Raw genomic sequence first — 24756 nt, 5'->3', positions numbered from 1 at the left:
GAATTAACGAAGTTTGATGAATCGCCTTTTCCACGACATGGCTTTCCCTACAGTTCAACGTTGAACCCGCTTCATGCGGTTCAAACAGGGGGAGTTCCATGACCAGGAAAGCTTCTTCCTTCGCCATTGCCGGCCTGACCATGCTCGGCACAATGTCGGAAACGGCGGCCGGCGGACGCGCGGTCGAATGCTACGAGCAGGTCAATCGGCCGGCCTTCTACGACACGGTCTACGAGGACGTGCTCGTCAGCCCAGCCGGCCAGCAGGTGCAGTATGAAGCGCCGATCTACGGGACGCGCGAGCGCGTGGTGCAGATCGCGCCGGCGCGCGTCAGCTACGAGATCGTGCCCGCCATCACCCGCACCATCTACCGGTCCGTGAGGGTCGATGACGGCGGCTATTCCTGGGAATGGCGCATCATCGATGGCCGCCAGGTGCTGTGCAAGGTCAGGCACAAGGCGCGCTATGAACGGGTGGCCGAGATCGTCGTGGTTGAGCCGGAACGCCGGCGGCGCGTTGTCCTCCCCGCCGAATACGAGAGCGTCGCCGAAGAGGTTCTGGTGCGGCCGGAGCAACGGCGCATCATCGACATTCCGGCGTCTTATCAGACAGTGGCCCGCCGCGTGGTGGTCAGGGAGGGCTCATCCAGCTGGCGCCGCGTGCATATTCCGAGGCATTGCCAGTATTAGCGCTCAGGCCACCTCCGCCCTGAGCCATTTCTTCAGGCCGCCGACATCGCCACTGCCGACGCAGGCCGCAACCCTTCTGCCGACCGCCGCGCCGAACTTGTAGCCGTGGCCGGAGCAGGCCGAGACGATCAGGCATCTGCCTTTCCGGTGGGCCAGGAACTTCTCGTCGGCGGTGAATGTGTAGGCGCAGGTGACCACTTCGGTGACCTTGTACTCCTCGATACGAGCGATCGGCGGCGAAAACAGGTTGCGGATCGCCTCACCCTCGCCCGGTACCGGCTGACGGTTCCAGTCTGCATCGCTGGTCGGCACCCTGTGCAGGCCCGAGCCGAATTTCATGCCGGCGCCGCCTGTCGGCGGGATTGCGTAGCCGTCGACAGTGCCGCCAATGTCGAGGACAACCGGCGCTGCCTGCCAGGCTGCCTGCAGATCCGCCGGCGGTTCGACATAGGCGAGCGCGGTGCGCCAGGTTTTCAGCTCGCCGTCCAGCTCCGGGAACAGTTTCAGCACCCAGGCGCCGGCAGCGACGACGATCCGGTCGGCCTGCATCGTTTCGCCGCCTGCCAGCACGATATGCCCGGCCTCGGCGTCGATCTCGACCACCTTGCTGTTCTCGTAGACATTGGCGCCGTTCGCGCGCAGCCACCTGGCGAGGCCGGCGGCGATCTTGCGGCAGTGCAGCGCGCCGCCGTCCGGCGAAAAATACGCATAGCGGAATGAAACAGGCTGCAGGAACGGCCAGCGTTCGACCGCGGCATCCGGCTCGAACAATTCGAACGGGTAGTTCCCGGCTTCCATGCCTTCTCGGTATTCCTCGGCCTCATCTCCCGGCTGGCGCGAAATGCAGATGAAGCCGCGCGGATCGAGATGGCTTTCGCCGAGATCGGCCCACATCTCATCCCAGGCTTCATAGGCTTCGGTGATCAGCCGGCCGTAGCCCGTTCCGGCCCGGTAGGCGCGGCGGATGATGCGATGATGGTCGCCCGACGCGGCAAGCGGATTGGGGATCGGTCCCTGCTCGACGATCGAGACGAGGTGCCCGGCCCGGACCAGTGACCACGCCGTGGATAGCCCGGCAATGCCTGCACCGACCACGATCACATTCATGAAAACCGTCCTTCCGCAACCGCTTCGGCGGCTCACCTCACTGGAGGGCCAACATACGGTCTGGCACCAGACTGGCAAGCCGCGCTAATGATCTGGCATGACCGAATTGAAGCCGCCCTACCTTGCTTTTGATCCAGCCACGCGTCGCCTGCGGCTCGATCCGCACGAGCCGGCGTTCTTCCAGAATCCGTACGAAGCCTACGCCTTCCTGCATGGCGCATCGAACGCCTTCTTCTGGGAGGAGTTTGGTTTCTGGTGCTTTGGCGGCTTCGACGACGTCAACCGGCTGCTGCGCGATCGCCGCTTCGGCCGGCAGAACCCGGCCGGCATTCCGGACAGCCGAGGCATCGGTCAGGACCGCACGCACCTCAGCGCGTTCGACGGCATCGAGGCCAATTCGATGCTGGAGCTGGAGCCGCCTGTCCACACACGGCTCAGAACGCTGGTCAACCGCGCCTTCGTCTCGCGCCAGGTCGAGCGGCTCAGGCCGCGCGTCGAGGCGCTGGCCAACGAACTGATCGACCGTTTCGAGCCGGACCGGGTCGACTTGCTGCCGGCTTTCGCCGCTCCCTTGCCGATCACCATCATTGCCGAGATGCTCGGCGTGCCGGTCGACATGGGGCCGCAGCTGCTCGACTGGTCGCATCGGATGGTCGCCATGTACATGCATGGCCGCACCCGCGAGACGGAGGACACGGCCAATCGCGCCGCGCGCGACTTTTCCGATTTTCTGCGCGGCTACGTCGCCGAGCGGCGAAAGAGGCCGGGCGAGGATCTTCTGTCGCTGCTGATTGCGGCACAGGAGGACGGCCAGAAACTGTCGGAGGACGAGCTGGTATCCTCGGCCATCCTTTTGCTCAATGCCGGCCATGAAGCAACTGTCCACCAGACCGGCAATGCGGTGCGCTCGATCCTTGCGCAAGGCGGCGACCCGCGCCGCTTCTTCGCCTCACCGGAAGCAACCGCCGCGACGGTCGAAGAGTGCCTGCGCTTCGACGCGCCGCTGCACATGTTCACGCGCTACGCCTATCAGGAGGTCGAGGCCGGGCCGGGGATCATCGTCCAGCCGGGCGAGACGATCGGGCTGTTGCTCGGCATGGCCAATCGCGACCCTACTGCGTTTGCCGAGCCCCTCGCCTTCAGGCCGGACCGTGCCGACCAGAAGAACGTATCGTTCGGCGCCGGCATCCATTTCTGCATCGGCGCGCCGCTCGCCCGGCTCGAACTGCAGGTGTCGCTGAAAACCTTGTTCGACCGGCTACCGCAGCTGCATCTTGCCGAACAGCCGCGCTTCCGCGACACCTATCATTTCCACGGGCTGGAAACGCTTGCCGTCAGAATCTGAGGACGGCTTCCGACGACAGGCTTCGAAGCCGGCTCCGGCGAATTCCGGTCAAATAGGTAACATCTCAAGGCCGCGAGTGCCAAATAATCGCTGATTGAACGATGAAGCTACCGGAAGCAGGACCTCACACTAAAAATCCCGGATGCCTACAGAAATTCGGTCATGAAGCTTGAAGAGAGACGGGATTTGAATCTTTTTGCGTCGTCTCGCGGACGATGTCGAGGAAGGCCTTCAGCACCGGCGAGGGTTGTTCATGCCGGTAGATGATTGAAGTGTCGATAGACAAGGTTCGTCCCTGGATAGGGCGATAAACGACGCCGCTCCGGCGCAAATTTTGCAGACAGGCGGGCAGCAGCGAGACGCCCAGCCCGACGGATACAAGTCCGATGATTGTCTGCTTCGGCGTTGCTTCTCGAACGATCCTCGGGCTGAACCCGGATGAACGGCACAACCCGACGATCTCGTCATAGAGGGATGGATTGATGCTGCGCGGGAACTGAATCAACGCTTCGGAGGCCAAGTCGGCTAGCGCGACCTCTGCTTCCGAGGCCAGCCGATGCGTTTCCGGCAAGGCCACGATCAGGGGTTCGACCAGTATGCTTTCGACCTTCAATGCGTTGTGAACGACGGGAGGATGAACAAAACCGATATCGAGCTGGCGTTCGGCCACAGCTCTGACTTGATTGGGAATGCGCAGGTCGGTCAGGCTCAACTCGACCTCGGGATAGCGCTTGGTGAAGCGTTGGACGACAGACGGCACCACGCTGTAGATAGCCGCGTCGATGAATCCGACAGCAAGATGGCCGGTTTCGCCACGATCGGCTTTGCGAGCAAGCTCCACCGCCTGCTCTGTCTGCTGAAGCACGGCCCTAACCTCATCAAGGAACACACGCCCCGCCGCAGTCAGTTCGACCTTGCGCTTGGTGCGCTCCAGCAAGCGCACACCCATCGCCTGTTCCAGTTGCTGGATCTGCTTTGTCAGGGGCGGCTGTGAGATATGCAAGCGCGCTGCCGCGCGCCCGAAATGCAGCTCTTCGGCGACGGCTATGAAGGACTGCATCAGCTTGTGGTTCATCTTCAGCCTTTAATTTCCCAAATAGAATTACCCATGCCTCAAACGATATTGGACGGAAAGTATCGGAATCTGCAAAATCCGGAAAGCTGCAAAATCCGGGAGACGCGCTTTGAAAAAATCCGAGATTTCACGCCGCCAGATGCTGAAAGTGCCGCTCATCGGCGCGACGGTCGCCGCGACATCTCAATCCGGTCTTGTCTGCGAGGCCCTTGCCCAGCCCGTTCCAGCTTCGTCGCCAGCGCCCCCTGGCGCTTTCGCCCACAATGTCGAAGCAGTGGGCTATACCGATCTCGATCATCGCCCAGCCTTCAAAATGGCGATCAGGCAGGTTGGCGAACGTTGGTATCTCTACACTGGGCACTTCTGGCACTCCGGCTGGAGCATCGTGGACGTGACCGACCCGGCCAAGCCCGAGACGGTCAAGTTCGTGCCCTATCTCGGCACGAATACTTGGACTCTACAAATAGATTTGTCCGGCGACACGATGGTGACCGCCCTCGAAAAGCCCTTTGCTAATTTCGGCGGTGACCCCGACGCACCGTTCGGCGAAGGCGTTCTGATCTGGGATATCGCGGACCCCATCAATCCGAAACAACTCAGTCACTACCGCACCGGCGGAAACGGCACGCATCGCAACCTCTATCCCGGTGGACGTTATGTCCACCTTGCCGCCGGCATGCCGGGTTACAGGGGCAACATCTACGTCATCCTCGATATTTCGGATCGCTCGAATCCGCGCGAAGCCGGACGCTGGTGGGTGCCGGGCCAGCACGAGGCCGGCGGCGAGAGCTTTGCGGCTGCGAAGTCCGCCGCCGACCAGGAGACCGCCGATCGCTACCGGTTGCGACTGAAGCCGCAATGCATGTGCGGCGCCTTCTGCGCCAGCACGGGCGAGGATGTCTCGCTGCACGGCCCGCCTTATGTCACTGGCGATCTTGTCTATTTGCCTTATGGTGCGGCGGGAATCGTTGTGCTCGATATTAGCGATGTCTCCCAGCCGAGGCAGGTCGGCGGCCTGAGCTTCAGCCCTCCGTTTCACTCGCGCTTCGGTGTGCATAGCGTGCTGCCGATTCCAGAGCGCGGCATTGCCTTCGCCAATTCGGAGAACGTCACCTATGGACTTGGTCCGATGCATCACGCTTCGATCGTCGATATTTCCGATTCCAGTGAACCCTTTCTGCTGTCGCTGTTGCCCGAACCAGTGCCACCCGAAGGCGCTCCCTATTCGGATTTCACAACTCGTGGCGGCTGGCGCGGACCGCACAACATCAACCACCACCAGCATCATCCCGATGTCCAGAAACAAGGCGATCTGTTCTATATCGCGCACTTCAACGCCGGGCTCAGGGTCTATGACGTCTCGAATACTCGGCTTCCGCGCGAGGTCGGCTACTTCATCCCGCCGGAGCCAGTCCGACGCTACGGCCCTATGCCGGAAGACAAGCTGGTTGTTCAGACCGAGGACGTGGTCGTGGACCGGCGCGGCTTCATTTACATAACTGACAAGAACCAGGGGCTCTGGATTCTCCGCTACACCGGCCCGCGGCCGGAAACGGATCGAACGTGACGGTCACATTCACCCTGACGTTTCATGGCACCGCGACATGATCAGCCGATACGGATTTCCCGACACGGAAATCGATCGCTTTTGTAAAATCCGGCGCGATGCGAGATCAAAGCTTGATTACATACTCCTTGCGCGTCGTTTCAAGCACTTCCCAGCTTCCTCTAAAGCCCGGCCTCAGCACGAAACTGTCGCCTGCCCTGACGGTGCGCGCGTCGCCGCCGTCTTCGGCGATCACCGAAACCCCTGACAGGATGTGGCAGAACTCCCATTCGTCATATTCGATGCGCCATTTGCCCGGCGTTGCTTCCCAGATGCCGGCATAGAGGCCGCCGTCCTGTTCCTCGACATTCCAGGTGCGGAATTTCGGATCGCCCGAAATCAGGCGATCCGGCGCTGGTGCGCCAAGTTCCGGTTCGACGGTGTCGACGCCGACGGAAAGAAATTTCGGCGTGGTCATGGCGATCAAACCTTGGCGAGAGCCTGTTCCAGATCGGCGACGATGTCGTTGACGTCCTCGATGCCGACCGAAAGCCTGACCGTGTCAGGCCCTGCCCCGGCGTTGATCTTCTGCTCGTCGGAAAGCTGGCGATGCGTGGTCGATGCCGGGTGGATGACCAGCGACTTGGTGTCGCCGACATTGGCCAGATGCGAGAACAGTTCGAGCGCCTCGACGAACTTGATGCCCGCCGCATAGCCGCCCTTCAGCCCGAAGGTGAACACCGCGCCGGCGCCAAGCGGCGAGTACTTCTTCTGCAACGCGTTGTTCTTGTCGCTGGGCAGGCCGGGATAGGAAACCCAGGCGACCTTGGGATGGTTGGAAAGCCATCCGGCGACCGCCGCCGCATTGTCGCAGTGGCGCTGCATCCTGAGCGGCAAGGTTTCCAGACCGGTCAGGATAAGGAATGCGTTGAACGGCGAAATCGCCGCGCCGATGTCGCGCAGGCCGAGCACGCGAGCAGCGATGGCGAAGGCGAAATTGCCGAAGGTCTCGTGCAGGACGAGGCCGCCATATTCGGGGCGCGGCTCCGACAGCATCGGATACTTGCCCGACTTCGACCAATCGAACGTGCCGCCGTCGACAATGGCGCCGCCGATCGAATTGCCGTGACCGCCGATGAACTTGGTCAGCGAATGCACGACGATGTCGGCGCCATGCTCGATCGGCCGCAGCAGATAGGGCGAGGCCAGCGTGTTGTCGACGATCAGCGGCAGGCCGTGCTTGCGGGCGATGTCGCCGATCTTCTCGATGTCGACGAAGACGCCGCCGGGATTGGCTAGGCTCTCGATGAAGATTGCCTTGGTCCTGTCGTCGATCTGGCTCTCGAAGGTCGAGATGTCATTGGTGTCGGCCCAGCGCACCTGCCAACCGAAATTCTTGAAGGCGTGGCCGAATTGGTTGATCGAGCCGCCGTAAAGCTTTGTCGCTGAAACGAAATTGTCGCCGGGCTGCATTAGATTGTGGAAGACCAGCACCTGCGCGGCATGGCCGGAGGCGACCGCAAGGCCTGCCGTGCCGCCTTCGAGTGCCGCGATGCGCTCTTCCAGCACCGCCTGCGTCGGGTTCATGATGCGGGTATAGATGTTGCCGAACGCCTTCAGCCCGAACAGCGAGGCGGCATGGTCGGCATCGTCGAAGACGAAGGAGGTGGTCTGGTAGATCGGCGTCGCGCGTGCGCCCGTCGCCGGATCCGGCTTGGCGCCGGCATGGACGGCGAGCGTATTGAAACCGGGCGTGCGGGCCATCGAAAAACCTCCCTCAATGGTGAATGGTGAATGGTGAATGGTGAATGGTGAATGGTGAATGGTGAATGGTGAATGGCAAAGTCGGCCAGCCCCACCCTGATTGCAAGCGGCTCATATGCCGCCTTGCCCGCCGTCCAGAAAAATCTTTCTATTCACCATTCTCTATTCACTACCTACTTCTGGCGAACGCCGAAACTCTGGAATCCCGGGCGCATCAGCGGCTTCTTCGAGGACAAGACGCCGGAATTGACGCCGGTCCAGCCGATCTCGCCGGACAGCTTGCCATATTCGATCTTGGGGCAACGGTTCATCACCACCTTGATGCCGACAGCCTCTGCGCGCGTCGCCGCCTCGTCATGGCGTATGCCAAGCTGCATCCAGATGACTTTCGGCAGCGGATCGAGCCGCAACACCTCGTCCACGATGCCCGGCACGGCAGCGGAGCCGCGAAAGACGTCGACCATGTCGATTGGCTCTGGAACATCGGCCAGCCTGGCATAGGCCATCCGCCCGAGGATTTCCTTGCCGGCCTGGCCGGGATTGATCGGGAACACCGAAAACCCTTTGCCGAGCAGATATTTCAGCACGAAATAGCTCGGCCGCACGTCATTGGCCGATGCGCCAACCATGGCGATGGTCTTCACCGAATTGAGGATGCCGGCGATATAGGCGTTGTCGTAGGCGTCGTGGTTCATGCCTCGTCATACAGCGCTTTAGAGTGAGGTGCCAACAGCCGAGCAAGTGGCTTGCAATGGGCCAGGGAGAACGTCGTCAGGCCGGCAGCGAAATCGATCCGTCTTCCGCGATCGGAAAAGCCGGATTGTGCGCGACTTCCCAGACATGCCCGTCGGCATCGGCGAAATAGCCGTACCAGCCGCCCCAGAAGGCGCGCCCGGCCGGCTTGACGATCTTGCCGCCAGCCTTCTCAGCCGCCGCAAGCACTTCGTCGACCTCGGCGTCAGAGCGGGTGTTGTAGGCGAGGTAGACGGCCGACGGCGCCTTCGAGAAGCTGACGCCCGAATCCTCTTCGGCGCTTGGGCGCGGAAACAAGCCAAGAATGGCGCCGCCCATCTGGAAGAAGGCAACGCCGTCGGTGATCCCGGCATGGCGGGTCAGGCCCATCGCCTCATAGAAGCGCGTCGCACGGTCGAGATCGTCGGTGGCGATGGTGATGATGGAGATGCGCGGTTCCATATCCGCCTCCTACTCCTCCGGCCATTCCGGCTTGCGCTTGCCGATGAAGGCGCCAATGCCCTCTTCCGCATCGCGCGCCAGCATGTTCTCGACCATCACGCGCCCGGTGTAATCATAGGCCTCGGCCAGCCCCATTTCTGCCTGTTCGTAGAAGGCTTCCTTGCCGATCTTGACGACCAGGGAGGATTTGGACGCAATGGTTTGCGCGTATTTGGTGACAATCTGATTCAGATATTCGCGCGGCACGACGCGGTTGACCAAGCCGAATTCCTTGGCGGTTGCCGCATCGATCGTCTCGCCGGTCAAAAGCATCTCCATGGCGTGCTTGCGCGAGACGTTGCGCGACAGCGCCACCATCGGCGTCGAGCAGAACAGTCCGATATTGACGCCAGGCGTGCAGAAGGTCGCCTCGTGCGAGGCGATGGCGAGATCGCAGCTGGCAACCAGCTGCAATCCGGCCGCCGTCGCCAGGCCGTCGACTTCGGCGATCACCGGCTTAGGATGGCGAACGATCGCCTGCATCAGTGAAGCGCAGGCGGAAAACGTCTTTTCGAAGAAGCCCCTGCCGCGATCGGCATCGGCGCGGTGCGCGCTCAACTCCTTGAGGTCGTGTCCGGCGCAGAACACTTTGCCGGCCGCCCCGAGCACGATGACGCGGACGGATTTGTCGGCCTTGGCGCGGTCGAGTTCCGCCGTCAGCGCCGCCATCATTGCAAGCGAAAGAGCGTTGGCCGGCGGATTGGCGAGCATCAGGCGCAGCACACCGTTGTCCAGCCTGGAGACGACCGGCCCTTCGGCAACGGCAGGCTTGATGGCGACGATTTCGGCCATGATCATTCCTCTGCGATTCCGGATCGATGATGGACTAATCTAGTATGCCGCCTCGCTTCGTCCAACTCCCTCGTCCGCTTCTGCCATAATGAATGGGGTGTTGCCAGAAACGCCACGTCGTGTTCATACATGCAGGGCGCAAACCGGGAGACTGAAATGCCCGCCCACAGCAATCTCAAGCCGGTGCTGGCGGCTGCCGAAATCAACGCGCTGATGGCGACCATTTTCCCGCAGCTCAACGACCAGTTCACCTTCTACGAGGCGTTGGAGGTGTTTCCAGGCGGCTGTGTCGTGCGGCTCAACGCCGACGAGCGCCATTTGCGTCCCGGCGGCACCGTGTCGGGTTCGGCGCTGTTCACGCTGGCCGACATAGGCGGCTATGTCTGCGTGCTCTCGCATGCCGGACCGGATGCGCTTTCGGTCACCACCAGTCTCAACATCAATTTCGTCCGCAAGGCCGAGGCCGGGCCGATCGACGGCCATTGCCGCATCCTCAAGCTCGGCAAGAGCCTGATGGTGTTCGATATCGACATCGTCGCCGGCCCGGAGGGACACACGGTAGCGCACGCAACGGGCACCTATTCGATCCCGCCAAAGCGGATTGACGGTGTGGTAAAATAATACCTTTCATCCAAGGCATTGTTTTTGCTGGATTTTGATAGCTCGCCGACATTTCACGCGCCTTGACGCAGTCGCCGTCCTCTCCTATAAGCCCTCACGGAACAGCGGCCCGCAAAGGCCGCCGTTTTGTTATTGGCGGCGGGCAAGCGCCTTTCGCCAATCCAAGCAACAAGAAACGCCTTCTTTTGAAGGTCCGAACCGAAAGCAACAAGCCATGGCAACCTTTTCGCAGAAGCCTGCGGATGTGGTGAAGAAGTGGGTGCTGATCGACGCCGAGGGTCTCGTCGTCGGCCGTCTCGCCACTGTCATCGCCAATCATCTTCGCGGCAAACACAAGCCCACCTTCACCCCGCACGTCGACGACGGCGACAATGTCATCGTCATCAATGCCGACAAGGTGGTGTTCACCGGCAAGAAGTTCACCGACAAGGTCTATTACTGGCACACCGGCCACCCCGGCGGCGTCAAGGAGCGCACCGCGCGCCAGCTGCTCGAGGGTCGTTTCCCCGAGCGTGTCGTCGAGAAGGCCGTCGAACGCATGATCCCGCGTGGCCCGCTCGGCCGTCGCCAGATGAAGAACCTCCGCGTCTATGCAGGCACGGAACATCCGCATGTCGCCCAGCAGCCCGTCGTCCTCGACGTGGCCAAGCTGAACGCCAAGAACAAGAAGGTTTCGTAAGATGGCTGAGCTTTCCTCGCTCGCAGAACTCGGAGCTGCCACCGGCAATACCAACACCCAGCCGGCCGCACCCGTCCACGTCCAGAAACTCGATAAGTCGGGCCGCGCCTACGCCACCGGCAAGCGCAAGAACGCCATCGCCCGCGTCTGGGTGAAGCCCGGCTCCGGCAAGATCGTCGTAAACGACAAGGTGTTCGCCGAATATTTCGCGCGTCCGGTGCTGCAGATGATCCTCAACCAGCCGATTATCGCCGCCAACCGCGCCGGCCAGTACGACATCGTTGCCACCGTCATCGGCGGCGGCCTTTCCGGCCAGGCGGGTGCCGTGCGCCACGGCATCTCCAAGGCGCTGACCTATTACGAGCCGGCGCTGCGCGCCGTGCTCAAGAAGGGCGGCTTCCTGACCCGCGACAGCCGCGTCGTCGAGCGCAAGAAGTACGGCAAGGCGAAGGCCCGCCGCTCCTTCCAGTTCTCGAAGCGTTAAACAGAGACCGGTTTTCTATCGATTTTTTCAGAGGGGCTGCGTATTCGCAGCCCCCTTTTCTTTGTCGACATAGCAATCCCGCATCTTCAGGTGACCCAACGTAATATTAGTAGTATCTTAATTACAGGCGCGTTCCAGATCCCAGGGCAGCAGCCAACTCCACAGAGGGGGAGCTGTGCACGTTGCGACGCGCCGGTAACCCGACGCTCGCGAAGGAGGAGGCAATGCGCATCCATTCCAGCAGTGCGTTTCTGGTAGCTGTCGCCGCCACTTGGGCATTCGCCGCGCCTGCGGCCGACAAAAGCGACGAGCAGCTGATCGAGAATGCGATTACAGCAGCACCGGCGGCTGTCGGCAAAAACGCCGCCGTCGTGAATTGGGAGATGAAAACGTTGAGGAAGGGCACCAACGGTTTCACTTGCATCCCGGACGACCCGAGCACTCCCGCCGACGACCCAATGTGCACGGATGAGAACGGGATGGCGTGGATGCACGCGATCATGTCCAAGAAGGAGCCGCCTGCAGGGAAAGTTGCTTTCGCCTACATGCTAAAAGGAGGCGATGCGGCCAGCAATACCGACCCCTTTGCAACCAAGCCGCCGGAGGGAGCCGAATGGCTGCATGATGGTCCGCACGTGATGGTCATGAACGCACCAGACATGATGGCCTTGTATCCCCACGAGCCGAACCCCACACAGCCATACGTCATGTTCCCCGACACGCCCTACGCGCACCTGATGATTCCAGTCAAATAGATCAAGCAAGAGCTGCCGCGAAGCGTAGTGGCGGGTCACCTGAGGGAAGCGAGCCGCGCTTATTTTCGGGCGCGGCTCTCCCGGGTGTCAGGGCTGGCCGGCGGACGCCTTGATGAAGTCAATGAACGCCCGCAACGGTGCCGGCACGAGGCGCCGGCCGGGATAGTAAAGGAACGGCCCGGAGAAGCTCTGCCACCAGGGTTCGAGCAGCGGTTCGAGCGCCCCGCTCTCGAAGTGAGGGCGTAGCCAATCCTCGAACAGGCTGATGATGCCGGTGCCGGCGATGGCTGCATCGACTTTGAGGTCAGTCGCCCCGCCCAGGGTCACGAGAAGCGGCCCCGTCGGGTCGACCCGCACCACCTCGCCGTCGCGCTCGAATTCCCACGGCGGCATCGCACGGCTGGCAAAGCGGCCGCGCAGGCAGGCATGGCCGAGCAGGTCGCTCGGGTGTTGCGGCCGGCCATGACGATCCAGGTAGGCCGGGCTGGCGGCGGTGGCGAAGCGCTGCACGCGCGGTCCGATCGGCACAGCGATCATGTCCTGCTCCAGCCGCTCCTCATAGCGAATGCCGGCGTCGCACCCCGCCGCCAGCACATCGACGAAGCTCTCCTCCGAGATCACCTCCAACCGGATGCCTGGATAGGCGGCGAGAAAAGGCGGAACGATGCTGGGCAGCACCAGCCGCGCCGCGCTGACCGGCACATTGAGGCGCAACGTACCTGCCGGCCTGTCGCGAAAGCCGTTCACTACGTCGAGGGCCGACTCCACCTCGGTCAAGGCAGGACCGAGCCGCGCCAGCAGGCCTTCGCCGGCTTCCGTCAGGACAACGCTGCGGGTCGTCCGGTTGAGCAGCCTGACACCGAGCTGCGTCTCCAGCCGCCGCACCGCCTCGCTCAAGCCGGACGCACTGCCGCCGCTGGCGCGTGCCGCATCCCGAAAACCTTTGGCGCGCGCTACGGCCACGAAGGCGTTCAGGTCCCCGAGATCAATCTGCATTGTTCGTCGTTCCGCACAGCCCGTGCGAATTGTACCCAATTATCATGAGATCGGACAGCGTCTATCTGTGCACCGTTCCTGAAGGAGAAAGACCATGTCCAGCGTCGACCAGTCCGGCACATTCATCCTCGGCGACCGCCCAGTGAGACGGCTCGGCTACGGCGCCATGCAGCTCGCAGGGCCAGGCGTCTTCGGCCCACCAAAGGACCACGACGCGGCATTGGCCGTACTGCGCGAAGCCGTTGCACAAGGCGTCAACCACATCGACACCAGCGACTTCTATGGCCCGCACGTGACCAACCTGTTGATCCGCGAAGCGCTCGCACCCTATCCCGACGACCTCGTTATTGTCACCAAGATCGGTGCCCGACGCGGCACGGATGGCTCATGGCTACCGGCCTTCTCGGCAGAAGAGCTGACACAGGCGGTGCACGACAATCTGCACAATCTCGGACTCGACGTGCTGGAGGTGGTCAACCTTCGGGTCATGTTCGACGCGCATGGCCCCGCCGAAGGGTCGATCGAGGCGCCGCTTAAGACGCTTGCCGAGCTCCAGCGACAGGGCCTCGTGCGCCACATCGGGCTGAGCAACGTCACCGCTGCGCAGATCGCCGAAGGCCGCAGGATGTGCAGGATCGTCTGCGTGCAGAACCAGTACAATCTGGCGCATCGGGGCGATGATGCCTTGATCAACGATCTCGCCCGCGACGGCACCGCCTATGTGCCGTTCTTCCCGCTTGGCGGCTTCAACCCGTTGCAGTCGTCGACCTTGTCCAAGGTCGCCGCACGCCTCGGCGCCACGCCCATGCAGGTCGCGCTCGTCTGGCTGCTTCGCCGCGCGCCCAACATTCTTCTGATTCCCGGCACGTCTTCCGTCGCGCATCTCAGGGAGAACCTCGCCGCTGCCGATCTCGAACTGTCGGACGATGTCATCAAGGAGCTGGATGGTGTGGCAATGGCGGCCTGCGGGTAGATTACCGAAGGCAGTGATGAGCCAATCTCCCCAAGTGGGTTCCCTTGCGGGGGAGATTGCCGGCAGGACAGCGAAGGCGCGCGACCTTGCAGGCGGGACAGCCGAGACGCTGAAGGATCGTCGCATTTTTCTGCGACTACGCCACATTTTGTTCTTGCTTTGTGCCGGCAGCTATGCTACTAATCTGGGTATGGTGCTAATTGGCTCCAACGACCCGCCCACAGAGGCGGGTTTTCTGTTTCTGGGTTCCTTCGAAAGTTTGGCGCTGCCGGCCTGGGGTCGGCGGGACAGCGCCCTTCTGCCCTGCCGGGCATCATTCCCACAAGAGGGAGATCCAATTCTCGCCGCGCCGGTCTAGTTGATGCTGGCCGTGTTGGCCGGCTCGGCCGGGCGCTTCTCACCGGCATAGGGCACGCGAAAACCGTTCGCCGCCAGCCAACTGATGGCGGCCTTCGGTTCGTCGGTCTGGATGATGGTGGCGCCGCGCTCGACCCAGAAGCCATAAGTCTCGCGCGGCAGGCTGGCCGCAACCGCCAGCTCGTCGCCGCGACCGCCGGCGAGGAAGCCTCCCGGCTTGTTGACGATGGCATAGGTGTCGGCCCAGATGTGCCAGTCGCCCCTCACCGCCAGCGCGCGCATGCGCGGGCTGAACAGCGGGCCGCCGGTCTCGGTCAGTGTCTCTGATCCCATGCGCCAGTTGATCATCTCGACCGCGCGCATCGGGAAGGCCCGGCCCACTTTCTCGGCAAACATGGCGTCGCGAACCGCGTCATCGGCGATAATCGGCATGAACTGGAAGCCGCTGCCGATCGCGTCCATGGCGGCCTTGACACTGGCAATCCGCTCCGCATTCCACAGGTTCTCCTTGACGATCACCTGTTCGGCCATGCCGAGGTCGCGCGCAACCGCGACCATGCCGACGAGGCTTTCGGTGTCGAGCTTGTTGTCGAGATTGATGAGGATCCTGTCCCTGGTCGTCATCAACATCTCGCGCAACGTCGAGACCGTCTCGCCCGTAACGGCGCCGGTGCCTTCGATCACCAAACGGCACGTCTTGAGTTCGGCCATCGTGCGGTTGACCACCTCACCCTTGCAATTCGTCGTGCGGTCGAGCCAACTGTCATGCATGACGACGAACTGTCCGTCCTTCGAGCGCCTTATATCGACCTCGACGATTTCGGCGCCCATTGCGATCGACGCCTCGGCGGCGGCGATCGAATTTTCGGGATAGAGCGTCTTGCCGGATTGCATGCCGCCGGCGCGGTGCGCGGCCACTATCACATGGTCGCGCCATTGGTTGGCGTGCTCGAAGCGGTCGAGAATCTGCCTGGCGCGCGTTTCGCCTGCCGATGCCTGGCCAAGGGAGAGCGCCAGCGCCGCGGAAAGTAGAAGGCTCAGCCAAATCGTTCGCATGAGACAGGTCGTTCGCACGAGAATCGCTCCGTACCGGGATCGCACCCCGGTTAAGCGATGCCCGTGACAGGCAGGTGAACGAAGCCGGCTTGCAAAATGCCGGAAAATCAGGTCAGCGCCGGCCGAAGCAGTCTTCGGCGGCTACTTTCGGTTGCTTGCCAGGCAATCTCCTGGCGAGCCTGCCGGGTTCGCCTGGCGAGCAAGGATTTGTGACCGGATCGAATGGCCATGATCCTCCGCAGGGGTCGCAATTCTGAGAATTATGTCCAATAAGGGTGCGCGTCGACGCACAGGAGATCGCTTCATGCCGCCAAGGACCATCGATCATGCCTTCACCACCCGCTCCAGGACGGGTGCGTCGTTCGAGCCGACCTATGCCGGCGCCCTGTCGTTCATGCGGCGCAAATATTCGAAGGACGTGAAGGACGCCGATGCGGTGGTGTGGGGCATTCCCTTCGACGCTGCGGTCACCAATCGGCCGGGCGCCCGTTTCGGACCGCAGGCAATCCGCCGCGCCTCGGCCATCCTCGACAACGACCCGCAATATCCGTTTTCGCGCGATCTGTTCGAACAGCTTGCCGTGGTCGATTATGGCGACTGCCTGCTCGACAGCGGCAATCACCAGAAGACGCCTGCCACGATCGAACGCGAAGCGGCCAAGATCCTGAAATCCGGCGCCTTTCTGCTGTCACTCGGTGGCGATCACTTCGTCACCTGGCCGCTGCTCAAGGCGCATGCCGCCATCCATGGCCCGCTGGCTCTGGTGCAGTTCGACGCACACCAGGACACCTGGCCCGACGACGGCAAGCGCATCGATCACGGCTCCTTCGTCGGCCGTGCAGTCAAGGAGGGCATCATCGACCCCGACCGGTCGATCCAGATCGGCATCCGCACCCATGCGCCCGACACGTTCGGTATCAAGATCCTGTACGGCCATGAAGTGGAGGAAATGCGTGCGTCCGACATCGCCTATGCCATCGTCGACCGTACGGGCGGCAAGAAGACCTATGTCACTTTCGACATCGATTGCCTGGACCCGGCTTTTGCGCCCGGCACCGGAACGCCGGTCGCGGGAGGCCCGTCTTCGGCAAAGATCCTGTCGGTGCTGCGCCAGATCAACCAGCTCGATATCGTCGGCGCCGACGTCGTCGAGGTTGCGCCAGCCTATGATCACGCCGATATAACGGCGATTGCCGGCTCGATGGTGGCCATGCACTATCTCGGGCTGCTGGCGGAACGAAAGGCCCGGCTCGAGGAAATGAACCAAGGCAATCACAGCGTTGCCGGATTGAATCAGGCGAGCGGCATATAGCTTTGAGATAACAGGAATTTTGGCACGCAATGAAACCGAAAATCTTCATCGACGGCGAGCACGGCACCACCGGTCTGCAGATAAGGGCGCTGCTTGCCGAGCGCGGCGACCTGGAAATCATCTCCATCCCGACCGAGCGCCGCAAGGAAACGGCAGCGCGCGCCGAGTTCCTCAATGCCGCCGATGTCGCGATTCTCTGCCTACCGGACGCGGCCGCCAAGGAAAGCGTTTCGCTGATCGCCAATGACACCACCAAAGTGATCGACGCCTCGACGGCGCATCGTGTCGCCGATGGGTGGGAATATGGTTTCGCCGAAATGGACAAGGACCAGGCGAAGAAGATCGCTTCGGCGAAGCGCGTCGCCAATCCTGGCTGCTGGCCGCAAGGACCAATCGCGACGCTGCGGCCGCTGGTTGCGGCGGGGCTGCTGCCGGCCGATTTTCCGGTCACCGTCAACGGCATTTCCGGCTATTCCGGCGGCGGCCGGCCTATGATCGAGGATTATGTCGCCAAGGGCGAGGATGCGCCGGAATTCCTGCCCTACGGACTGACGCTGCAGCACAAGCACGTGCCGGAACTCAGGACCTATGCCAGGCTTTCGCACGATCCGATCATGCAGCCGGCAGTCGGCAATTTCGCGCAAGGCATGATCACGGTGGTGCCGCTGCAACTCGGCGGCCTCGACCATGTGCCGACCGGCGCCGAGCTTCACGCGGCGATCGCCGATCATTTCGCTTCCATCGATGGCGGCGTGGTCGAGGTGGCGCCGTATCTGCATCAGGAACGCATGCCCGACATCGATCCGGAGATCTACAACGGCACCAATCGGATGAAGCTCTATGTCTTTGCCAATGATAACAGGGCGCAGGCGCTGCTGCTTGCCGTCTACGACAATCTCGGCAAGGGCGCCTCGGGCGCTGCCGTGCAGAACATGGATCTGATGCTCGGCCTCTGAATGGATGCGCCAGCATTTCCGAAGCGCTGGAAGGTCGGCGCGCCCGAACTCATCGCCGAAACGTTCAGCAGCCGCATCTGGAAGGTTGATCGCGAAGACGGCTCACCGGCAATCGTCAAGGATCTAAAGCCTTTCGACGATGTCGAGGACGAGTTGCGCGGCGAGCATTTCCTCGCCTGGCGACGCGGCGAAGGCGCGGTGCGGCTGCTGGGTCGCGATGGCCACCGGATGCTGCTCGAGTATGCCGGCGAAACCTCGCTGTCACAGATGATTGCGGATCAGGGCGACAATGCCGCCACCGCGATCGCGGCGGAGGTAATGGCCAAGCTGTTCTCGCCGTCGAAGCACCCTGCCCCGCCGGACCTTCAGCCGTTGCGGATCCGGTTTTCCAGCCTGTTCAAAAAGGCGAAGGCCGATCGCGCCGCCGGCGAAAAGAGCCTGTATGTCGAAGCTGCCGAAATCGCGGAACGGCTGTTGTCCAATCCGCACGACGTGCGGCCGCTGCATGGCGACCTGCATCACGACAACATCATGCACGGTCCGCGCGGCTGGCTGGCGATCGATCCAAAGGGCGTTCTCGGCGACCCCGGCTTCGATGCCGCCAATGTGTTCTACAACCCACTCGACCGAGACGATCTTTGCCTCGATCCGCGGCGGATCGCGCATATGGCGCATGTCTTTGCAGCAACGCTCGGCCAGTCGCCGCCCGCGATACTGGACCACGCCATCGCCTATGGCTGCCTGTCGGCTGCATGGCACCATGAAGATCGCAATGCGGTCGACGAAAACCGCGAACTGGCGATTGCCGCGGCAATCCGGCGGGTGCGGCTCAGCCTCTGAGAGCGATCTCGTGGGGCAGCGGGTAAGCGCCCTTGGTACCGCGCCAATGCGCGGCGGCGAAGCCCAGCAGAAACAGCGCGAATGCCTGATGCGTCAGGGCCATGTGCAGAGGCACCTGCATCAATAGCGTGCCGATGCCGATCGACGCCTGCACCACGACAATCAGGAACAGCAGCGTCGCGCGTCGGGCATGCGTCGTGCCCGGCAGGCGCTGGCGTGTCGCAATCATGTGCCAGAGCGCGACCGCGAAGATCGTGTAGGCGCCGACCCGGTGGACGAATTGCACCGTCTTCGGGTTTTCGAAGAAATTGCGCCATGCCGGCTCCAGCAGCAGCAGGTCGCCGGGAACCAGCTTGCCGTCCATCAGCGGCCAGGTGTTGTAGCTCAAGCCGGCGTCTAGCCCTGCGACCAGCCCGCCGAGATAGATCTGGACCAGCGCCAGCAGCACCAGGAAGCCGGCCAGACGTTGCGTCGAGCGGTCGGCAGCAGGTTCCGAGTGCGGCGCCAGCCCACGCGCGACCACCATGGTCGCCGTGAAGATCAGCGCCGCCAGCGTCAGATGCGTCGCCAGCCGGTATTGGCTGACCGAAACCCGGTCAACCAACCCGGACGCCACCATCCACCAGCCTATCGCGCCCTGCAGGGCGCCGAGAAGGAGGATGCCCGACAACTTCGTGCCGAGGCCCCGCTCGATGCGGCGCGTCGCCCAGAAGAGCAGCAGCGGCAGGGCGAAGACCACGCCGACACTACGCGCCAGGATGCGGTGCACCCATTCCCACCAGAAGATCGACTTGAACGCCTCGATGCTCATGCCGTTGTTGAGTTCGGCATATTGCGGGGTCTGCTGGTAGCGCAGGAACTCCTCCTGCCACTCGGCATCATTGAGCGGCGGGATGACGCCGTGTATCGGCTGCCATTCGGTGATCGACAGGCCGGAATTGGTGAGCCTTGTAGCGCCGCCGACCAGTACCAGCGCAAACAGCACCAGGAGCACGACATAGAGCCAACCGCGTACCAGCGCGCGGTTGCGAAGGTCGCGATCGCGGGCGGCGAAAGGCGCGGCATCGGATATGGCAGCAGCCATGGATTTGTCCCGGCGGTTGAAGTCGCGGATTGGTGAACCATCGCAACCCGGCTTGCAAGACCGGACAGCGCGGCACGCCGTCGCGCCGTTTCTGGCGGGTTGCGCATATTGGCTGTTCGGCCTAAGCGATAGCGATCAACGAGATCGCGCCATGCCCATTCGCCTGAAAAAGCTGATCGGAAGCTTCCTGCTGGTAGTGCTGGTCATAGTCTATGCGCTGGTCGCCTCGATTGTGGCGGTCGCCCAATTGTCGCAGTCCGGGCCGCTGGCGCACTTCATCTTCTTCCTGCTCAGCGGGCTTTTGTGGGTGCTGCCGGCGATGGGCATCATCAAATGGCTGATCCTGGAGCCGCGGCCGAAGGGGCGAGGCAACAGTTAGATCGTCACCACCGTCTTGCCGGCATTGGCCAGCGGCGTCGTCACGCCCGACAACATTGTTCGGATGTGGGCGACGCTCTGGTAGCGGCCATTGACCGAAATGCGCGGCAGGGCGTGCAGGAAGCCGGCATGCTCGGCGCGGAGTATGCCGTGGCGGGTCGTCACCGCCGAGGCGTAGCCGGCATCGCGGACTAGGCCTACTTCGCGGCGGCCGACGGCACTGGCATAACCGTAGGGATAGGCGAAATGGCGCGGCTCCTCGCCGAGTTTGGCCTGCAATATGCGCTTGACGTCGCCGATCTCATGTCGCGCATCGCTCTCGGAAAGCCGCCTCAGATTGCAGTGATTGACGCTATGTGCGCCGATCGTCACCAGCGGGTGCCCGGCCATGGTGCGGATCTCGTCCCAGTTCATCAGCGTGCTCGGGCGCGGACCACCCAACTCGATGCCGTTCGAGCGCGCCAGATCCCGCAACACCGCACGCTGGTCCTGCTCGCGCACCTTCAGCGTCAGATGAGCGTGCAGGCGCGCATTGGCCTGGACCTTTTTTCCCGGACTCGAGCAGTCGATTGTCACCGGGCCATCCGGCGTCGTCAGCGTCAGGCGATCGCGCGCATTGACGATGTCCTCGACCACGTCCCACCACAAATCGGCAGCGCCGTCGATCAGCCCCGGCGCGACGTAGATGGTGATCGGCGCGCCGTGTTTCTCCAGCACCGGCAGCGCCTCGGTCATGTTGTCTCGATAGGCGTCGTCGGCGGTGATTGTCGCAAACTGGCCGTCCTTGTCGCCAGCCTTGATGCGCTCGATCGCCTCGTCAAGCGTGACGAAACTGTAGCCGTTCGCCTTCATGTCGGCGATCACGGTGTCGAGAAACCCGGGCGCGATGTTCAAGTGGCGGTTGACGCCATTCGGCTTTTCCGGCGTCGCGGTAACCCGATGCAGCATCAGGATGGCGCCAAGGCCGCCGATAAACGGCTTGGCCAGCGGCGCGAGACCGGAATAGCGGGCGATATTGAGCGCCAGTTTGCGGATTGCCTCGCCCCCGTCGATCATTCATTCACCTTTCGCGCCTAAGCTCATCAAGCATGGAATGCGCCTGCGCGGGACCCCCAATCGCGACGAATACGCCCTAAGGATTGAGGTATGGTTGACGCCACCGCGTCATTTGACGGCAATCGGCTGGCAAGCAGCGAGGCGTCGCCGTGTGCCTTGCCGGCCGGCAAAGCCGGCCTGTCAACCTCGGTCGCCGATAGTGCGGCGTTGGCGGCGTACGCAGAATTCTGCCATTCGGCGCTTTTTGCCCCTGCGCAAAGCGCCGGCTGGATCCTGAACTGGGCCGCACATACCGGCGCCGACGTTGTCGTTGCGACGCTGCGCGCCGAGGACAGGCCGGTTTTCTCACTGGCGCTGGAGGTCACTCGCAGTGGAGCGTTCCGCGTCGCCCGGTTCATGGGCGGCCGCCATGCAAACGGCAATTTTGCCGCCGCCGACCCGCAATGGCTGGCGAATGCCGATAGCGCGGCGATCCGCTCGATGCTGGCTGCGATTGCCAAGGCGCGGCGCGACATCGATCTTGTTGCGCTGGAGCGGTTGCTGCCCGATCTCGACGGCGTTGCCAACCCGCTCTCCGCCTTGCCGCATTTTTCGAGCCCCAATCTGTCGCTGGCCGCCGGTCTTGTGGGAGGATTTGACGCGCTGCTCACCCGCGTGAGCGGCAAGCGCAGGCGCAAGAAGCATCGCTCGCAGGCGCGCAAGTTCGAGGCCGTTGGCAGCTATCGTCGCATCGAGGCGAGAACTGCGGACGAGGTGCACATGCTGCTCGATGCCTTTTTCGAGATGAAGGAATTCCGCTTCCGCAAGATGGGCATCGCCAATGTTTTCGGTGAGGCGGAGGTGCGCGCTTTTTTCCGCTCGCTGTTTGCCGACGCGCTTCAAGAGGAAGATCCGTCCTTCGTCCTGCATGGGCTGGAAGTCGCCGGCAAACTTCGTGCCGTCACCGGGTCGAGCCGCTCGGGCAAGCGGCTGATCTGCGAATTCGGGGCGATTGCCGAGGACGACCTCGCACACACCAGCCCGGGCGACTTCCTGTTCTTCGAGAACATCCAGGAAGCCTGCGAGGCGGGTTTCGAAATCTATGATTTCTCGGTCGGCGACGAACCCTACAAGCGATTGTGGTGCGATGTCGAAACGCAGCATTTCGAGGTGCTGGTTCCGCTGACGCTGAAAGGTCGTGCGCTGGCGCTTGCGCTCAGGCAGGGCGCAAGCCTGAAGGCATTCATCAAGCACAGCCCAATGGTCTGGAAGCTGACCAAGCTGCTGCGCCGCAAAGCCGTGGGGCGGACAGCACCGGCCGCAGGCGAAGACGACAGCTGATTTCGATTTGAGAGAAAACTGCCTCAGGCGGCCGAGCGCCGTCCCGGCATTGGGCCCGGCGCCACATGGCCGATGGGCGTGACCAGCGTCAGGTCGGGATAGCCACTCTCGATGAGCGCGACCGCGGCCTGCGTCACCTCGTCGTCCGGCTCAAGCATGGAGAGCAAAACCTCGGTCCCCTCGCCCACCAGGCGGCTGATGCCTTGCGCGTCAGCCGGTCCGCATTCGACCACGACCAAATCATAGGCGGTGGTCAGCGACTGCATGATGATCGGCAGCCGGTCGGCGGCGCGCATGGCGCGGACCGGATCGGCTGTGCCGACGGGAATCACGTGGCAGTCCGAATAGAGATCGGGGTGGATCACATCGCTGAACTGCGCTTGCGAGGCGAGCAGATCGGTGATGCCCGGAAACAGCCCGCTGTCCAGCATCGGCCGCGAGGCAGCACCCGAAGCGGTGAGATCAAGCAGCAGCACGCGTAGCCCGGCGTCGGAGACTGCGCGCGCCACCAGCACTGCCGAGGCAGCCGCCTCGTCGCCTTCCGGCGAGACGAATATGGCGCGGGCGGCACCGGTGGCGATCAGTTTTTCCGCAGCCTTGTCGATGTCGACCTCGCCGAGGATAGAACGTGCCGGTTCAATGTCTCCAGCGGCCATTTCAGAGTACTCCGGTTCGATTTTCTCGGCAGCCGCTTCCGCCACCGCGACGGGTTCCGGCTCCACTTTGCTTTCAATGATATTGTCGTCGTCGGCCTCATCGATCTCAACGACTGCCGGTTCGGACCGGCCAACCGACGGGTCGGGCTCGGCCATCACGCGTTCGGCCTGGACAGCCGGCATCGCAACCTGCTCGATGCGCTCGAAATGGGCACCGGCGGCCGGACGCATGGCGCGGCCGGAAAACAGTTCCTGCAGCAGCGTGACGATCGCCATGATGAGCAACGAGCCGACAAAGGCCGCACTGACAATCGGACCAATCTTGGGGAAATAAGGTTCGGCCGGCACCTGGGCCTCCGAAAATACGCGAGCGTCGACGGGCAGATAGTTGCGATCCTTGCGTGCGGCCGCCTGGAGATAGCTGGATGAATAGAGATCGAGCTGCTGACGCTTGGTCGCGGCATCACGCTGCAGCGCATCGAGTTCCACCTGCTCTTCGCCGGCGCGGGCGGACGCCGCCTTCAGCGTGTTGACGTCTGCCACGAGTTGAGCCTCTCGCGCCTTCGCCGTCTCGGCCTGCGCCATCAGACCTTTCATGATCTTTTCCGCTTCGTTGCGGATCTGGCGGTCGAGATCCGCGAGCTGCGACTTCAGCGCGCGGATGCGCGGATGGTTGTCGAGCAAGGTGGTGGAAAGGTCGGCGATGTTGTTCTTGAGTTCGACTTGCCGCTCGCGCAGGCGCTGGATCAGTTCGGAAGACAACACCTCCGGAACGGCATCCAGCGAGCCGCCATTGCGCAACGCCCTGCGCACGCTGTCAGCGGTCGCTTCCGCCGAAGCGCGATTGGCGCGCACGCGTGACAGTTCGCTCGACAATTCGGACAGCTGCTGGGTGGCAAGCACCGAATTGTTGCCGCCCATCAAAAGATCGGACTGCGCACGGAATGCGGCAACCTTGGCTTCCGCCTCCTTCACCCGGTTCTGCAGATCCGCGATTTCCGGCGCCAGAAAGTCGGTGGCGGCGGAATTCGATTCGAGCTTGGCATTGCCCTTGGAGGCGATATAGGCGTTTGCAATGGCGTTCGGGATCGCGGCGGCAAGCTTTGGATCCTCTGACGAGAACTCGATTGCGATCGCGCGGGTTTTTTCAACGCCATAGACGTTGAGCTTCTCATGCATTGCGTCCAGCACGCGCTCTTCCAGCGGAATCTCGAACGGATCGCTTTTCAAGCCAACAAGGACAAGGGCGCGGCTCAGCGCCGACATCTTCAGCGCCTCGTCGAATTCGGGCAATTTCGCCAGGTTGAGCTTCGCCGCCACCTGCTTGAGGATGTCGGGGGACGAGATGATCTGGACCTCGGTGGCCACAGCCTCTTCGTCGGGAATCGACCGCTCGTTGCCGTTGGCCCCGGCTGGCCGCGTGAACTCCGATTCTCGAGGCCCGATCTCCAGCTTGGCTGCCGCCTTGTATTCGGGCGTTGCAAGCCAGGCGAGCGCAAAGGCCAGACCGGTTACAACCAGTGCGACGACAAGGATGCGCAGCCAGTTTCGCGCCAGGCCGGCGAAAAGCTGCCTGAGATCGACGTCGACATCTGCGGCCGCGGATTGAACGGACATGCATCCCTGCTCCGGTACTGAGTCAGCATGCACCGTAAACAACTATGGTAACTCAGCCGTTAATA

The 24756-nt window shown here is 62.6% G+C and carries 25 protein-coding genes; 13 read left to right on the top strand and 12 right to left on the bottom strand.

What is annotated here, in order from left to right:
- Nucleotides 1-98 precede the first annotated feature (98 nt).
- Nucleotides 99-689: a hypothetical protein gene (locus NKH28_RS04480; protein WP_352918817.1), complete on the top strand. Its 591-nt coding sequence runs from the start codon at nucleotides 99-101 to the stop codon at nucleotides 687-689.
- A 3-nt stretch (nucleotides 690-692) separates the two neighbouring features.
- On the opposite strand, the gene NKH28_RS04475 is transcribed toward NKH28_RS04480, so the two are convergent.
- On the bottom strand, nucleotides 693-1796 hold the full coding sequence (locus NKH28_RS04475) for an NAD(P)/FAD-dependent oxidoreductase (RefSeq protein ID WP_352977952.1): 1104 nt from the start codon (nucleotides 1794-1796) through the stop codon (nucleotides 693-695).
- Nucleotides 1797-1893: 97 nt separating this feature from the next.
- Here NKH28_RS04475 and NKH28_RS04470 point away from each other — a divergent pair, with 97 nt between their 5' ends.
- The gene (locus NKH28_RS04470) at nucleotides 1894-3141 is read left to right on the top strand and encodes a cytochrome P450 (protein WP_352977950.1); all 1248 of its coding nucleotides are present in this window, start codon (nucleotides 1894-1896) and stop codon (nucleotides 3139-3141) included.
- Nucleotides 3142-3301: 160 nt separating this feature from the next.
- Here NKH28_RS04470 and NKH28_RS04465 read toward each other — a convergent pair whose 3' ends face one another.
- On the bottom strand, nucleotides 3302-4216 hold the full coding sequence (locus NKH28_RS04465) for a LysR family transcriptional regulator (RefSeq protein WP_352977948.1): 915 nt from the start codon (nucleotides 4214-4216) through the stop codon (nucleotides 3302-3304).
- 109 nt (nucleotides 4217-4325) lie between these two features.
- Here NKH28_RS04465 and NKH28_RS04460 point away from each other — a divergent pair, with 109 nt between their 5' ends.
- Entirely contained in the window at nucleotides 4326-5783 is a 1458-nt protein-coding gene (locus NKH28_RS04460; RefSeq protein WP_352977946.1) for an LVIVD repeat-containing protein, read from the top strand.
- Between the two features lie 106 nt (nucleotides 5784-5889).
- Here the strand turns inward: NKH28_RS04460 and NKH28_RS04455 are convergent, their stop codons facing one another.
- The 5 genes from NKH28_RS04455 to NKH28_RS04435 form a co-directional block, all read right to left on the bottom strand.
- Complete coding sequence (locus NKH28_RS04455; protein ID WP_352542614.1) at nucleotides 5890-6240, bottom strand: cupin domain-containing protein; 351 nt, start codon at nucleotides 6238-6240, stop codon at nucleotides 5890-5892.
- A gap of 5 nt (nucleotides 6241-6245) precedes the next feature.
- A complete protein-coding gene (locus NKH28_RS04450) occupies nucleotides 6246-7526 on the bottom strand; it encodes an O-acetylhomoserine aminocarboxypropyltransferase (protein WP_023674650.1) in 1281 nt (426 codons plus the stop codon).
- Nucleotides 7527-7699: 173 nt separating this feature from the next.
- A complete protein-coding gene (locus tag NKH28_RS04445; RefSeq protein ID WP_352977944.1) occupies nucleotides 7700-8221 on the bottom strand; it encodes a CoA-binding protein in 522 nt (173 codons plus the stop codon).
- 76 nt (nucleotides 8222-8297) lie between these two features.
- On the bottom strand, nucleotides 8298-8720 hold the full coding sequence (locus NKH28_RS04440; RefSeq protein WP_352977942.1) for a VOC family protein: 423 nt from the start codon (nucleotides 8718-8720) through the stop codon (nucleotides 8298-8300).
- Nucleotides 8721-8729: 9 nt separating this feature from the next.
- Entirely contained in the window at nucleotides 8730-9551 is an 822-nt protein-coding gene (locus NKH28_RS04435; protein WP_352978101.1) for an enoyl-CoA hydratase, read from the bottom strand.
- A 156-nt stretch (nucleotides 9552-9707) separates the two neighbouring features.
- On the opposite strand from NKH28_RS04435, the gene NKH28_RS04430 reads away from it, so the two are divergent.
- From NKH28_RS04430 to NKH28_RS04415, 4 genes are all read left to right on the top strand, one after another.
- Entirely contained in the window at nucleotides 9708-10172 is a 465-nt protein-coding gene (locus NKH28_RS04430; protein WP_352542427.1) for a PaaI family thioesterase, read from the top strand.
- A 214-nt stretch (nucleotides 10173-10386) separates the two neighbouring features.
- Nucleotides 10387-10851 (top strand): 50S ribosomal protein L13, encoded by a 465-nt coding sequence (gene rplM / locus NKH28_RS04425; protein ID WP_023674645.1) that lies wholly within the window; start codon nucleotides 10387-10389, stop codon nucleotides 10849-10851.
- 1 nt (nucleotide 10852) lies between these two features.
- A complete protein-coding gene (gene rpsI, locus NKH28_RS04420) occupies nucleotides 10853-11335 on the top strand; it encodes a 30S ribosomal protein S9 (RefSeq protein ID WP_023674644.1) in 483 nt (160 codons plus the stop codon).
- 224 nt (nucleotides 11336-11559) lie between these two features.
- Entirely contained in the window at nucleotides 11560-12090 is a 531-nt protein-coding gene (locus NKH28_RS04415; RefSeq protein ID WP_352977940.1) for a hypothetical protein, read from the top strand.
- Between the two features lie 87 nt (nucleotides 12091-12177).
- Here the strand turns inward: NKH28_RS04415 and NKH28_RS04410 are convergent, their stop codons facing one another.
- Nucleotides 12178-13086 carry a LysR family transcriptional regulator gene (locus tag NKH28_RS04410; protein ID WP_352449334.1) on the bottom strand — a complete coding sequence of 303 codons (909 nt, stop codon included), beginning with the start codon at nucleotides 13084-13086 and terminating at the stop codon, nucleotides 12178-12180.
- A gap of 94 nt (nucleotides 13087-13180) precedes the next feature.
- Between NKH28_RS04410 and NKH28_RS04405 the strand changes: the two genes are divergently transcribed.
- Nucleotides 13181-14059, top strand: coding sequence for an aldo/keto reductase family oxidoreductase (locus NKH28_RS04405; protein WP_352977938.1), 879 nt, complete (start codon nucleotides 13181-13183; stop codon nucleotides 14057-14059).
- A 354-nt stretch (nucleotides 14060-14413) separates the two neighbouring features.
- Here the strand turns inward: NKH28_RS04405 and NKH28_RS04400 are convergent, their stop codons facing one another.
- Nucleotides 14414-15472 (bottom strand): glycerophosphodiester phosphodiesterase family protein, encoded by a 1059-nt coding sequence (locus NKH28_RS04400; protein ID WP_352745892.1) that lies wholly within the window; start codon nucleotides 15470-15472, stop codon nucleotides 14414-14416.
- Between the two features lie 304 nt (nucleotides 15473-15776).
- On the opposite strand from NKH28_RS04400, the gene speB reads away from it, so the two are divergent.
- From speB to NKH28_RS04385, 3 genes are read left to right on the top strand one after another with little or no spacing between them, the layout of a single operon-like run.
- The gene (gene speB / locus NKH28_RS04395) at nucleotides 15777-16784 is read left to right on the top strand and encodes an agmatinase (protein WP_352471982.1); all 1008 of its coding nucleotides are present in this window, start codon (nucleotides 15777-15779) and stop codon (nucleotides 16782-16784) included.
- A gap of 29 nt (nucleotides 16785-16813) precedes the next feature.
- Nucleotides 16814-17740 carry an N-acetyl-gamma-glutamyl-phosphate reductase gene (gene argC / locus NKH28_RS04390; RefSeq protein ID WP_352501535.1) on the top strand — a complete coding sequence of 309 codons (927 nt, stop codon included), beginning with the start codon at nucleotides 16814-16816 and terminating at the stop codon, nucleotides 17738-17740.
- On the top strand, nucleotides 17741-18580 hold the full coding sequence (locus NKH28_RS04385; protein ID WP_352977936.1) for an aminoglycoside phosphotransferase family protein: 840 nt from the start codon (nucleotides 17741-17743) through the stop codon (nucleotides 18578-18580). It begins immediately after the preceding gene.
- On the opposite strand, the gene NKH28_RS04380 is transcribed toward NKH28_RS04385, so the two are convergent.
- The gene (locus tag NKH28_RS04380) at nucleotides 18570-19664 is read right to left on the bottom strand and encodes a COX15/CtaA family protein (protein ID WP_352745893.1); all 1095 of its coding nucleotides are present in this window, start codon (nucleotides 19662-19664) and stop codon (nucleotides 18570-18572) included. The two genes, NKH28_RS04385 and NKH28_RS04380, sit on opposite strands and share 11 nt — an antisense overlap.
- Nucleotides 19665-19815: 151 nt before the next feature.
- Between NKH28_RS04380 and NKH28_RS04375 the strand changes: the two genes are divergently transcribed.
- Nucleotides 19816-20043, top strand: coding sequence for a DUF2842 domain-containing protein (locus NKH28_RS04375; RefSeq protein WP_023674629.1), 228 nt, complete (start codon nucleotides 19816-19818; stop codon nucleotides 20041-20043).
- Here the strand turns inward: NKH28_RS04375 and NKH28_RS04370 are convergent.
- A complete protein-coding gene (locus NKH28_RS04370) occupies nucleotides 20040-21098 on the bottom strand; it encodes a polysaccharide deacetylase family protein (protein ID WP_352977934.1) in 1059 nt (352 codons plus the stop codon). The genes NKH28_RS04375 and NKH28_RS04370 overlap by 4 nt on opposite strands.
- Before the next feature lie 90 nt (nucleotides 21099-21188).
- On the opposite strand from NKH28_RS04370, the gene NKH28_RS04365 reads away from it, so the two are divergent.
- Nucleotides 21189-22418: a GNAT family N-acetyltransferase gene (locus NKH28_RS04365; RefSeq protein ID WP_352977932.1), complete on the top strand. Its 1230-nt coding sequence runs from the start codon at nucleotides 21189-21191 to the stop codon at nucleotides 22416-22418.
- A 23-nt stretch (nucleotides 22419-22441) separates the two neighbouring features.
- On the opposite strand, the gene NKH28_RS04360 is transcribed toward NKH28_RS04365, so the two are convergent.
- On the bottom strand, nucleotides 22442-24691 hold the full coding sequence (locus tag NKH28_RS04360; RefSeq protein WP_352977930.1) for a GumC family protein: 2250 nt from the start codon (nucleotides 24689-24691) through the stop codon (nucleotides 22442-22444).
- Between the last annotated feature and the right edge of the window lie 65 nt (nucleotides 24692-24756).

The sequence above is a fragment of the Mesorhizobium sp. M1227 genome (genome assembly GCF_040318315.1).
GTDB lineage: Bacteria > Pseudomonadota > Alphaproteobacteria > Rhizobiales > Rhizobiaceae > Mesorhizobium.
This window is presented reverse-complemented; position numbering and strand designations above follow the sequence as displayed.

Bases quoted from the DNA above. Each gene is read 5' to 3' on its own strand.
- NKH28_RS04360 (WP_352977930.1), bottom strand. From the start codon at position 24,691: ATGTCCGTTCAATCCGCGGCCGCAGATGTCGACGTCGATCTCAGGCAG.
- rplM (WP_023674645.1), top strand. From the start codon at position 10,387: ATGGCAACCTTTTCGCAGAAGCCTGCGGATGTGGTGAAGAAGTGGGTG.
- rpsI (WP_023674644.1), top strand. From the start codon at position 10,853: ATGGCTGAGCTTTCCTCGCTCGCAGAACTCGGAGCTGCCACCGGCAAT.
- NKH28_RS04415 (WP_352977940.1), top strand. From the start codon at position 11,560: ATGCGCATCCATTCCAGCAGTGCGTTTCTGGTAGCTGTCGCCGCCACT.
- NKH28_RS04405 (WP_352977938.1), top strand. From the start codon at position 13,181: ATGTCCAGCGTCGACCAGTCCGGCACATTCATCCTCGGCGACCGCCCA.
- NKH28_RS04400 (WP_352745892.1), bottom strand. From the start codon at position 15,472: ATGCGAACGATTTGGCTGAGCCTTCTACTTTCCGCGGCGCTGGCGCTC.
- NKH28_RS04465 (WP_352977948.1), bottom strand. From the start codon at position 4,216: ATGAACCACAAGCTGATGCAGTCCTTCATAGCCGTCGCCGAAGAGCTG.
- argC (WP_352501535.1), top strand. From the start codon at position 16,814: ATGAAACCGAAAATCTTCATCGACGGCGAGCACGGCACCACCGGTCTG.
- NKH28_RS04375 (WP_023674629.1), top strand. From the start codon at position 19,816: ATGCCCATTCGCCTGAAAAAGCTGATCGGAAGCTTCCTGCTGGTAGTG.
- NKH28_RS04475 (WP_352977952.1), bottom strand. From the start codon at position 1,796: ATGAATGTGATCGTGGTCGGTGCAGGCATTGCCGGGCTATCCACGGCG.
- NKH28_RS04385 (WP_352977936.1), top strand. From the start codon at position 17,741: ATGGATGCGCCAGCATTTCCGAAGCGCTGGAAGGTCGGCGCGCCCGAA.
- NKH28_RS04450 (WP_023674650.1), bottom strand. From the start codon at position 7,526: ATGGCCCGCACGCCCGGTTTCAATACGCTCGCCGTCCATGCCGGCGCC.
- NKH28_RS04445 (WP_352977944.1), bottom strand. From the start codon at position 8,221: ATGAACCACGACGCCTACGACAACGCCTATATCGCCGGCATCCTCAAT.
- speB (WP_352471982.1), top strand. From the start codon at position 15,777: ATGCCGCCAAGGACCATCGATCATGCCTTCACCACCCGCTCCAGGACG.
- NKH28_RS04455 (WP_352542614.1), bottom strand. From the start codon at position 6,240: ATGACCACGCCGAAATTTCTTTCCGTCGGCGTCGACACCGTCGAACCG.
- NKH28_RS04435 (WP_352978101.1), bottom strand. From the start codon at position 9,551: ATGGCCGAAATCGTCGCCATCAAGCCTGCCGTTGCCGAAGGGCCGGTC.
- NKH28_RS04430 (WP_352542427.1), top strand. From the start codon at position 9,708: ATGCCCGCCCACAGCAATCTCAAGCCGGTGCTGGCGGCTGCCGAAATC.
- NKH28_RS04365 (WP_352977932.1), top strand. From the start codon at position 21,189: ATGGTTGACGCCACCGCGTCATTTGACGGCAATCGGCTGGCAAGCAGC.
- NKH28_RS04440 (WP_352977942.1), bottom strand. From the start codon at position 8,720: ATGGAACCGCGCATCTCCATCATCACCATCGCCACCGACGATCTCGAC.
- NKH28_RS04370 (WP_352977934.1), bottom strand. From the start codon at position 21,098: ATGATCGACGGGGGCGAGGCAATCCGCAAACTGGCGCTCAATATCGCC.
- NKH28_RS04380 (WP_352745893.1), bottom strand. From the start codon at position 19,664: ATGGCTGCTGCCATATCCGATGCCGCGCCTTTCGCCGCCCGCGATCGC.
- NKH28_RS04470 (WP_352977950.1), top strand. From the start codon at position 1,894: ATGACCGAATTGAAGCCGCCCTACCTTGCTTTTGATCCAGCCACGCGT.
- NKH28_RS04480 (WP_352918817.1), top strand. From the start codon at position 99: ATGACCAGGAAAGCTTCTTCCTTCGCCATTGCCGGCCTGACCATGCTC.
- NKH28_RS04410 (WP_352449334.1), bottom strand. From the start codon at position 13,086: ATGCAGATTGATCTCGGGGACCTGAACGCCTTCGTGGCCGTAGCGCGC.